Raw genomic sequence first — 11090 nt, forward strand, 5'->3', positions numbered from 1 at the left:
TATAAATAATGACGGTTATAAAACGGGGGGTTACACCTTATTTGGCTTATTTGGGTATAGATGCCAGTGCTCCTCTGAGCCGAGATGGTTTTCCCAAAGGGATTGATAAAGTGAACAACGTCCTAACAATTCGTTGTGAGTTCCACTATCACAAAGGGTTCCATGATCCATCACCAATATCTGGTCAGCGCGGGTTATCGTGCTCAGCCGATGAGCGATAACAAAAACCGTTTTATTCTGGGTAAGAGAATCAAACGCCTGTTGTATCAACTGTTCGTTTTCGGGATCGAGAGAAGCCGTCGCTTCGTCGAGGAATAAAACCGGAGATTGCTTTAAGATGGCACGGGCAATGGCAAGGCGCTGACGCTCGCCACCAGACAGCGTACCGCCATCCACCCCTAGCGGTGTATCGTACCCTTGCGGTAATGCCATAATCGTATCGTGAATATTGGCAAGGCGAGCAGCCTGCTCCAGTTCTAACTGGGTTGCACCGGGATCACCCAACCGGAGATTGTTAGCGACGGTATCCTGAAATAGTGCGGTTTCCTGAAATACCATAGTAACGGTGTCATACAGTGCCTGGGTTTGGTAATGATGAATATTATTCCCCCCCAGACGGATTTCTCCCTTATCCAGTTGATAGAAAGAGAGCAGCAGATAAGCCAGTGTGGATTTCCCACTGCCACTGGGCCCGACAATAGCGGTCATACTGCCTTGCGGCGCATAAAATGACACATTTTGGATAGCGGGTTGATTCGTACCTGGATAGCTAAATGAGATGTTATTAACTTCAACATCATATTTGTCTGGCGCGGCTAGTGGCCCGGAAGCTTGCGTTGCAACGGCTTCTATCTCTGCAATATGGGTTTCACCTACTTGCGTTAAGGCCGTAATATTGAGTAAGGGGATGATCCCACGTAGAGGGGTAATCGTGGCAAACAACAACAGAATCGTGATAAGTATTTCTGAGAGTGTTAATGCTTCTGGTGAATTAAAGCGCAGAGCACCAGCCAGAATGCCAACGACCACGCTGGTATCAATGATGATGTAAAACAGGCTCAGTAGCGGAATACTTCTGAATACCCCGCGGCGGAATGCGACACGTAATTGGTCGATTTCGCGGTCAAAACGCTGTTCTACCGTCGTGGTCGCTGCCGCAGCACGAATAAAGGACATACCTTGGGCGTACTCGACGATAGCTTCGGATACATCAGCCATCATAGTGGCACGCAAGCGCAATATTTCATCCAGTTTTTTACGGATAGCCCCCAAGATGAACATCCCAACCATCAGCACTAATAATGCACTACCGGCAACCACCCAATCGAACCAGAATAAAGCCAGGTAGATGAGAGTCAGCATCATCACCTGACAAGCGATTTGCGGTGTGGTATAGGCTGACTGATTTTCCTGCCATTGCACATCTTCAGATAACGTCAACGCTATTTTTCCAGCACTCAATCCCCGAATAGTGGCGACAGACATACTGACAAGGCGTTGTAGCAGAGAGCGACGAATTTCTATGCCTAAACCATAGGCGGCAATGGTGAGTTTACATAATGCGCGAGCCATAAAAGTAAATCGCAGCAACAGTAAAATAACCAGTAATCCCAAAGTGATAAGCGGCAACATAGGATTGTCACTTTCCCCTAGATGGGTAATAGCCCAAGCAGCAATAGCAAGTTGAGCCATAATCGCAACGGTATCAAACTGTTTATATAACAACCCCTTAAACCAAACTCTTTGCTGTTTTGGTGATAGATGTTGCTGGAGACGATTAAATAGCCCCATGATAATTTGCTCCTGTCCCGGTTTTTTCTCCCCGCCAAGCAGCCCACTGTCTGGCGTATGCACCTTGCTGCGCGACCAGTTCTTCATGGGTTCCTTGTTCGATAATCTGTCCTTTATCTAAAACCATTATTTGATCAAGATGACGGATAGTCGGTAGACGATGGGCAATGACAATCACTGTCTTATTACGGCATAGAGCATTGAGCGCTTGTTGCATCTCTTTTTCACATTCTGGATCGGCATAGGCTGTAGCTTCGTCCAATACAAGGATTGGGACATTTTTCAGAATAGCGGCGGCAACGGCAATACGCTGTTTTTCACCTACCGATAAACTCACGCCACCGTTCAGTACGGTGTCGTAGCCTTGCGGTAATTGCTGAATAAATTGATGTGCTTGCGCTGCGATAGCAGCCGTTTCAACTTCGGCCTGTAAGGCATTAGGACGGGCTAATCGTATGTTATTAGCCACCGTATCGTTGAACAGAAACACACGCTGGAAAACAAAAGAGACGTTATTGCGTAGCGTCGGTTCATCCATATTACGGATATCAACACCGCCAATAGTAACCTGACCATGCTGAGGGTCCCAAAGACGTGCGATAAGACTCGCTACAGTAGATTTACCCGAACCACTGGCACCGACTAAAGCTAATGAACTGCCCGCCGGTATAGAAAATGAAATGTGATTTAATGCATTCTCCTGATTATCCTGGTAGGAGAAACTGACATTGTGCAGAGCGACGCTGTGATCGGCTGGTGTTTGGCTTTGGGTACAAGGCGCCAGTTCAGGTTGATTCATTAACCAACGATAGCGTGTGATCAACGCCTCTTGCTGTTGCAAACGTGTCATCACAGCGAACATAGATGAGGCAATATTGCCGAATGCCATTGCCGCCAAAATAAAGAAAGTGAATTCGAATAAAGTGATCTCTTGTCGGTTCCATAACCAGACCGCCAAAGGGAGGACAAACAGCAGGTTAGCACTGGATAACACGAAAAACCGGCTAGATTTGACCTGCACTTTCTCAACCCAAACATCAATAATCCGAGTCAGGGCAGTAAACGCTTTCTCAGCGCGTTGCAACGCAACCTTGCCGCCTGAATAGGTTTTGACCACAGGAATCGCATTAATAACTTCACCCATTGTTGAAGCAATACGGTTTTGGGCGGCATAAAAACGCTGAGTTGTCGCTTGAACTTTTATCTGAATATAGACGAATAACAGGCAGGCACCCAAAGTTGGCGCGAAGGCTGCGAAGGCTAACCGCCAATCAATGGCTAACATGACACTCAATGCAATCAATGGACCGAATAAGGTAGCAGACATCTCTGGAATGATATGGGCAATGCCATCTTCAAGCTGTTCGACGTCATCTAGCATCATCTTTTTTATTTCAGTGCTGTCGGTCAGCATGAAAAAGCCCAAAGGGACAGACTTCAACTTACTGCTGATATTGCGGCGAACATCAGCTTGCACATCGGCAGCGATCAAATGAGCAAAAAACGTTGAACCACTAAAGGCCAACATAGCGGCAAATGTAAATCCCAATAACATAGCGCCATAATTCAATAGCGTATCATATTGCCCGTCATAGATAGATTGGGTGATGAGCCCGGCAACCGCCGCTGGCAACATTTGCAGGCCGGCGGAAAGAATGGCAAGTGCAATAGCAACGTAACTCAACGTGCGGTATGGGCGCATCAAATACCATAATTCTTTAATAACGCCGGCATCAGCCGCACGCTGCTCTGGCGAACTCTGAACAGAAGTATCATGATTACGCATTCACGCTCTCCTTGTGGAAATTATGGAATTTACGCAATGTCCAGAACAAGGCAATGAAGGTGAAGAGAAGTGCGAGAACGAAAAGGGCAGAATAGCCTGCTTTAGTAACAATCAATCCACCCAACACTGAACAGATAATTGCAATACCCATATCTGCGGATTGCATCAACGCAAAATCCACACCGGACTGAGCACCCGCAGCGAGCGACATCATCTGGGTATACAGCGCAACAAATTTGGCGGCGGTGATTAAGGTGATGAAGACATATGCGGCTGAAAGCAGGGATAACGGCGCTTCTGGTTGCCGGGCAAGCCAGAAGATACAGGCTAATACGATAGATTCAAGCAGCATGACAGACAGTAAAGTCTGGATAGCACCGAATTTACGTACAATGATGCCACCAAGCAGAACACCAGATAATCCAGCTAATGCACCACCACTGGCGGCAATGATACCAAGTTGAGTTAAATCCACACCGCGATCGATCAAAAACGGCGAAAGCATACCAAGTGAAAGGCGCGTACCGATCATACACAGCAATATCAAAACCAGTGCTTGTCTAACCGGTGCCCGACGGAGTGCATTTTTGAGAGAAGGGGCAACCGGGGCTTTTAAAACCGTTGGTGCTTTTTCTACCTGTGTTTCCCGTAAAAATAGGGCAGGCAGTGACATCAATAGAATCACTATGGCTAACACCCCGGCGCCAATGTGCCAACCATACAGCGAAACAAGGTATAGAAACAGACCGCTGCCGATGATAGAACCCAAATAACCGCCGCCAACTTGCATAACATTGCACCAAGGGCGATGTTTTGGTGATAACCGGTCAATAGCGTGGCCATCGGTGGTGGTATCCACCACGGTCAAACAAATGGTGATCAGAAACAGACCGACGATAATCAGCGGCATATGTTCGGCAGGTTTTGCCAGTGACATTGAACAAAAAAGCAAGGTAATTAACAGATTACCGCAAATCATGATACGACGGGGGTTTGTATCCCCCGAACCAGATTTACGATAGCGCTCTATAATAGGCGCCCAAAGGAATTTGAATGCCCAAGGCAGCATCAACAAGTAGAGCAAGCCGATTTTATCCGGGGTTACGCCGTGGCTACGCAAAAACGCTGGCATACTTTGTAACGTTAACATGCCGATAGTACTTTGGAGGGTGTAAACCCCCGCCAACGTCAACAATAGTAACGATATATGGCGGGGATGGGAGATATTATGCGTCATAGTGAGACACTCACATCCAGCCCAACATTCAAGCCCTTATTGATCATACTGAGCGTATTTGGCCCCACGGTGAAACTGGAGACACGATACTTTTTATCACCCAGATTTTCGCCATAGAGTTTTACATTAACCCCATGTGCCATTTCTAAACTTAATGAAGCGTCATAGAGGGTGTATCCTCCCTGTTCAAGGGTATTCGCTTCATTAAAGTAGCTTTTTGAATAGTAGCGGGCACCGGCATTTAAATAGAGGTTACCGGGTAACAACGTTTGATCAATCAAGTAGTCAAAACTTGCATTGAGCATGACATCTGGCGCATAAGGCAGGCATTTATCGTTATAACTTATGCCATTCTCTATATCGGTTGCATCAGTGAAGTTTGATTTGCCTACACTTCCCCCGAGAGAAAATTTCAGCCCTTTCATTGGCTTAATTTGGCTACTCAACTCAATGCCTTTGCTCTCTGCTTTACCCACATTGCGTATAAACTGTGCACCGATCGGACCAACATAAATTTGTTTATCTTTCGAACGAATGTAGTAAACAGCGCTGTCTAATGTCACTGCGTTATCAAAGAACGAGGTATGCCAGCCAAATTCATAATTATCTGAGGTTTCGGTATCGTAGGGTTTTCTATCATTGGTGGAGTAGACAATGTTATTGAATCCACCGGGTTTGTATCCTTTCGTAGCAGAGAGATAGAAACGGGTATCTGGCGTCAATTGCCAACCCAATGCGGCTTTAGGCGTAAACTCATTGCTGGAAACTTGGTTATCAAAAGCTTCAATTGCTGCCATGCCAGAACGACCCGCATAGTCTATCTGCGATTTTTCATGGGACAAACGGCCACCCAGGGTCAGATCCCACTGAGAAGCAAAGGGCAATTTCACTTCACCAAACAGTGCCAGCGATTTTCCTTTTATTGTGTTAGCCGCATTACCATAATAACCGGGGTAACCACTGGTATGATGTTTATTCTTTTCATCTGAAAACCAACCGCCGAGAACGCTGGTAATTCCATTTGAGAAATTGGAGTTCAAACGCAGCTCTTGCGTGGTGGCATGGTGTTTCTCTTTCCATTTACCACCAATGAAATCACGGTAAATATCGCGATCCTGATAAGAAGTCACACTGGTTAATACACTGTCGCCAAAATCATATTCAGCCTTGAATGCATAACTGTTAACCCGACGGGTTAAATCAGGGATAGGGCCATCATATTCTTTCCGACGAAATTGTTCGTCGTTTAGATAGACTTCTTCATGGGAATCGAGATCTTCATGAGCAAAGCTAAGTTCAGCACTGAACGAAGAATCTTCTGGTGCAAATGTCAGTTGCCCTCGACCAAGCCAGGTTTTGCTGGAATCAATATTTTTATCGCCACGATTTGGTGCATCAATTTGCCCAGGCTCTTTTACCCAACGCAGGCTGGTACTACCATAAAGGAGATCTTCAATAAGCGGTATTGATCCGCTGAAAGAACCACCTTGTTTCAGCTTGGAGTAATTACCGGAAAGGTTAAGCCAAGGGCCTTCTTGCGGTGAACGAGTGATGATATTAATAACACCCGCTTGTGCATTTCCGCCATATAAAGTCCCTTGCGGACCGCGTAATAGTTCTACACGTTCCACGTTGATTAATTCTTGTGTTAGGAATTGGTGATCTTGAGGAACGCCATCGACATAAATTCGAACAGAAGGCGAATAGAAATCCGGTGAACTAATACCGCGAATGGTGGTTGCTGAATAGGTTCTATTACCTCGTGAGCGGATTTGTAAACCAGGGAAAGCGCGCTCAAGATCTTGTACTTGAGTGATACCGGCCTGTACAAGTTCTTCGCCTGTTTTAACTAGAACGCTGCCATCCACTTTATTTAACGCTTCTTCCCGTTTATTGGCCGTCACAATCAAAGCATCTTCTGTCGCGCCAGACGAATGTTCCGCCCATACTACAGGCGAAATTAAACAACATAAAACAGACGCCTTAGCGTATTTTTTTCTCATATAAATAACTCGTTATGCACTGTTTAAATCATGTTTTACAAAAATTAGGTATGGTAAAACAAAAAACATAACGGGAGACTATCGATAGTATTCCATCAGGGCTAACGGAATAGGGACAAAAGTAGCGCATTACGTACTATTGATAATGATTCTTATTAATGATAAATTGCGTGATATTCATAATCCAATATATATACACAGTAAAAATATAATGGCTATGATATGTAAGTAAAAACTACTATTTTAAGTACGGAAATAATTTTTAACTGGTGTCTGATGCTAATTTTACAGGGGATCTCATGAAGACAATCTATAGCAAAAAATTAGAAGTTTTCACGGCTGACCATTGCAATTGCGTACATTCACATGCAGATAAAAAGAATACAAATACTCCCTTATTGATTGAGGAATTATCTGACGGAATTCACATAAATCGGCTATGCTTTGAACTCAACAAAGATGTCACAGAATATTGTGAAGGACCGCCAACGGTGTCAATCGCGTTTATTTTAAACGGGAGAGGAAAAATGGCGATTGAAAATGGTGATGAATTAGATATTCATCCGGGAATGATGATATTTTTCTATTCACCGAAAATGACGCGAGGCATGAACTTCTTTAGCTGCGGATCATGGCATATACTCGACATTCGTTTTTCATTGAACGAAATTGCAGCTCAGGAATTGCCACCTTTTACTCAATTAGCAGCAGGTTTTGAAAAGAACGCCAGCTACAGTGATGTATTGATGATGGCATGTCCTATCTACCCACCATTTATGCAAATAGTGAACCAAATAGAAGAGTGCCAATTAAGTGGCAATGTAAGAAAGGTTTATTTAAAGGCAAAAGCGTTAGAAATACTCGCTTGTGTGGCGTCTCAAGTTTATGATTGTCAATATAATATGGTCAGCGGGTTGCAACGCCGCGCCGTTTATAATGCAATAAAAATAATTAACAGTGATTATCATTACCCTTGGACAATAAAATCATTATCAAGAGCGGTTGGTTTAAATGAACGGAAATTAAAAGAGGGATTTCGTGCGGTTGTTTTTCGCACTTTCCATCAATATCTGGAAAATGTCCGCATGACGACCGCAGAAGATTTATTGAAAAAAGGCATGAGTGTCATTGATGTTTCTACCGCGGTGGGTTACTCCAGTCCAAGCCATTTTTCTAAACGCTTCCGGCAACATTATTTGATCAACCCTAAAGCATGGCAGGCGAAATATGCCGTTGGTCACACTTTATTAACAGAAAATATCGTGGTCGGAAAATAAATGAAAATCTCTGTTTTGCAATGCTGACTATTCAGTTAATTCTAAAAAATATGGCCATTTTGACATAGCCCCTTCATGAATAGGGGTATCGCATGATTTATACCCGTCATCTTTCAAGTTGCCTCTTTGTTGGCTGCACTCGCTCACCCCGGTCACATAGTTCACTATGCTCCCGGGGATTCACTCCCTTGCCGCCGCGATCCATCTTGAAATCCATTGGGTATATATGTTATGCCAGTATTATGTTATCTACCGATAAGCTATCCATGCTGACGCCAACCAGAGTGACTGAGTTTTGCCCGAAGGTAAACACCAGATCATTGTCCACCATAGAAGCATGATCCAGATAATTACTTTTATCACTACTGCCTTCGGTACCCAAAAACACCAGTTTATCCGTCTTGTTGTAACCATAGATGATGTCTTGTCCAAAATCACCGCTGAACAGGAAAGTATTGTTATTACCCTGACTTTTCAGAACATCATTACCTTCACCACCGACGAAGACATTATTGTTGCCGAAACCGATCAACGTATCATCGCCATCCAGACCGAACAACCAGCTACCGGAGGTTTTAGACGTCAGAGTATCATTCCCATCGTTGCCTGTGACTGAATTGGCGTATTTCGTCAATCCATTGCTAGAATACAAACCATCGGCCCTGACTTGAGAATCCACCTGTTTAGTCAGAAACAGCCAGGTACTTTCCTTACTTCTTATAGCCGAGATATCCGTAGCAATGGTGATGCCGCCTTGTGCATCACGCATATACAATGTACCTGCCTGGTCATAAGCTATTTCTGCATTTTTTAGTGACTTCTGTAAATCAAAGGTATTATGGCCTTTCCCGCCGGCAACAATGTTAAATCCGCCATCATCACGGAAGATATCATTGCCGTCGCGTCCTTCCAGATAATCGTTTCCTTTACCACCTTTAATTAGGTCGTTGCCGTCGGTACCGATAATAAAAGTACTACCAGTGTGTTTCTCAGCATTCCGGTTCAAATCCTGCACCCAAGTATTTTCACGGGTGACGTTGGAAAGATTACTGACAACAATAGTAGAGTCTTTATGAGTCAGATCGTAGAACGTTGACTCCATAATACGTTGCATGCCGCTCTGGTAAAATGGCGTCACATGCGAAACCCAGGTTGACGCATTAGCAATGGAGAAGGGCAACACATTCCACCAGTTTGATGCATAGTGATCGTTAAAATTAACAATATTATTTGTCGCAGAATCCCTTGGTGTATCGTGAACTCCCGCAGATGATGAATCAATACTAGTGCCGTTTAATACGCGGAATACGGGATCATTCTCGTATCCCACGTTCAGCACTTTATTACCTTTCTCATACTGTGATGGCGAAGCGAAAGAGATATAGTTCGACTGGGAGTAGAATCCCCCCCATTTCGTATCGCTAGACTCCGCCATACTATTCACAGCTAACCCACCCAAACTATGGCCGCTGACCACAACGTCACTGCCCGTCAAACCGTGAGCTTTGGCATAATTAGCTACATGGTCCAACAGCCGACCGAAAGCGTTTGGCGTGTAGTCATTCGAATAGTCTTTCTTACCTAAAGCGACCAACATATTATTCATAATGTCGCCAAATGTATCGGTAATAATTGACTCTCGGGGACCACTCGTACCGCGAAACGCAATGCCGATAGAAATCAAATTACCATCAGCATCATATTTTCCCATTACCTCTGCCTGAGCAGTGGAATGACTTGATTTTTCGCCGAAAAAAGTACCGCGAGCATCAGTTTTTCCCTGATAACCTAACTCATCAGCACTGATAGTAAACCATCCTGCGTCATTGAGTTTATCTTGTGCCTGTTTTTCTGCGTCCGGATTCCAAGGCAATTTAGGTGTGATGCCCTGCGATGTTGTGCTACCGAGAATTGCAGTCAACAACGTTAATGGCATCCCTAAACCAAAACCATAGTTGTAATACCCCTCGGCAAATCCGCTGCCCAGATTATGATAAGCATACCCGGCGATAGTTTTTGCGTCGGAAAATAACTCTTTGGAAGTAGTGTCATCAAAGTCTTTGTACTGAAAAACACCCATGATGCATATCCTTATTAAGTTAATATAAAGTTAAAAAAGTGTTCTAAAAATATTAACCAGCTAGGTAAGTATAGATTGATGGAGATAATTTAAAGAGTAATTATCTAAAAATTTATAAATTAGTGAGCCATCATGAAAATTTAATATTTTTACAAATTTCAAATTGAAAAAATTAAGTTTATATGCTAAAGGATTGCGCGGATGATAATAAATACACTGACATATTTATTATCATTGTTTATAGTTTTATAAAGTGACTAAATTGATGAAGAGCTATAGTCCACAACATTATAAAGAGAGATTGGTTAATTCTATTTCATACATACAAAATAAGTATGGGTATGTAAATTAAGAGAAAAAACTTTCATCACTGATTCACTTAATTGGTTAGAAAAAGAAAATTAAAACCCGTTATTCTCTATAAATACCTTATTGATTAGAATAGATGTTTAATATAATTTCTTTAATAAGAAACTCACAAATACAATATATTGACTTTTTATTTAACAACGAACTTTATAATTACCATCGCATTAAATTAAAGATTATTTAACATTATATCGCAGATTAAACACAGTACTTATAATGATAAAAATCGCCATAATAAAATTTTATTAAAAATAGTGCGACATTAATTTTTTCTCTCTATAATGCGTTTTTTTATTATCTATATTACGAGTTACGAGAACCAAATATGAAACATTCCCCGTTGCGGCGTTCGTTGTTATTAGCCGGTATCACCATTCCATTGGTCAACTTTGCTTTTCCGGCATGGGCTGGCAGCGGCCAGAGCAAGAGGACGTGACAGGGCTAACGCATCAAAGCTCATTATATAAACAAACTCAAGGATTCGAATAAATAATCATCATTTAAACAACAGAGCCTGCGTTTATTTTCCATGCTTAACTTACGGGAT

7 protein-coding genes and 1 pseudogene are annotated in these 11090 nt (G+C 43.1%); 2 read left to right on the plus strand and 6 right to left on the minus strand.

Going from position 1 to position 11090, the window contains the following annotated elements; all coding sequences use genetic code 11:
* Nucleotides 1–30: 30 nt before the first annotated feature.
* Genes ACGF49_RS17100 through ACGF49_RS17115 form a run of 4 tightly spaced genes read right to left on the minus strand, consistent with a single transcriptional unit; the run spans nt 31 to nt 6817 of the window.
* Nucleotides 31–1878, minus strand: a complete 1848-nt coding sequence (locus ACGF49_RS17100; protein WP_271865781.1) for an ABC transporter ATP-binding protein — start codon at nt 1876–1878, stop codon at nt 31–33.
* A complete protein-coding gene (locus tag ACGF49_RS17105; protein ID WP_387492014.1) occupies nt 1778–3577 on the minus strand; it encodes an ABC transporter ATP-binding protein in 1800 nt (599 codons plus the stop codon). Before ACGF49_RS17105 ends, ACGF49_RS17100 begins: the two co-directional genes overlap by 101 nt.
* Nucleotides 3570–4814, minus strand: a complete 1245-nt coding sequence (locus ACGF49_RS17110) for an MFS transporter (protein ID WP_113043375.1) — start codon at nt 4812–4814, stop codon at nt 3570–3572. Before ACGF49_RS17110 ends, ACGF49_RS17105 begins: the two co-directional genes overlap by 8 nt.
* Nucleotides 4811–6817, minus strand: a complete 2007-nt coding sequence (locus tag ACGF49_RS17115; protein WP_387492018.1) for a TonB-dependent receptor — start codon at nt 6815–6817, stop codon at nt 4811–4813. Before ACGF49_RS17115 ends, ACGF49_RS17110 begins: the two co-directional genes overlap by 4 nt.
* Before the next feature lie 269 nt (nt 6818–7086).
* Between ACGF49_RS17115 and ACGF49_RS17120 the strand changes: the two genes are divergently transcribed.
* Nucleotides 7087–8094, plus strand: coding sequence for a helix-turn-helix transcriptional regulator (locus ACGF49_RS17120; protein ID WP_228900925.1), 1008 nt, complete (start codon nt 7087–7089; stop codon nt 8092–8094).
* Nucleotides 8095–8121: 27 nt separating this feature from the next.
* On the opposite strand, the gene ACGF49_RS17125 is transcribed toward ACGF49_RS17120, so the two are convergent.
* Both ACGF49_RS17125 and ACGF49_RS17130 read right to left on the minus strand, forming a co-directional pair.
* Nucleotides 8122–8250, minus strand: coding sequence for a hypothetical protein (locus tag ACGF49_RS17125; RefSeq protein ID WP_262405175.1), 129 nt, complete (start codon nt 8248–8250; stop codon nt 8122–8124).
* A gap of 73 nt (nt 8251–8323) precedes the next feature.
* A complete protein-coding gene (locus ACGF49_RS17130) occupies nt 8324–10174 on the minus strand; it encodes a polyurethanase (RefSeq protein WP_271859409.1) in 1851 nt (616 codons plus the stop codon).
* A gap of 694 nt (nt 10175–10868) precedes the next feature.
* Here ACGF49_RS17130 and ACGF49_RS17135 point away from each other — a divergent pair.
* Nucleotides 10869–10958: pseudogene (locus ACGF49_RS17135) on the plus strand (class A beta-lactamase); the annotation flags it as partial.
* Nucleotides 10959–11090: the final 132 nt, after the last annotated feature.

Source organism: Photorhabdus sp. RM96S (assembly GCF_042879335.1).
GTDB lineage: Bacteria > Pseudomonadota > Gammaproteobacteria > Enterobacterales > Enterobacteriaceae > Photorhabdus > Photorhabdus kayaii.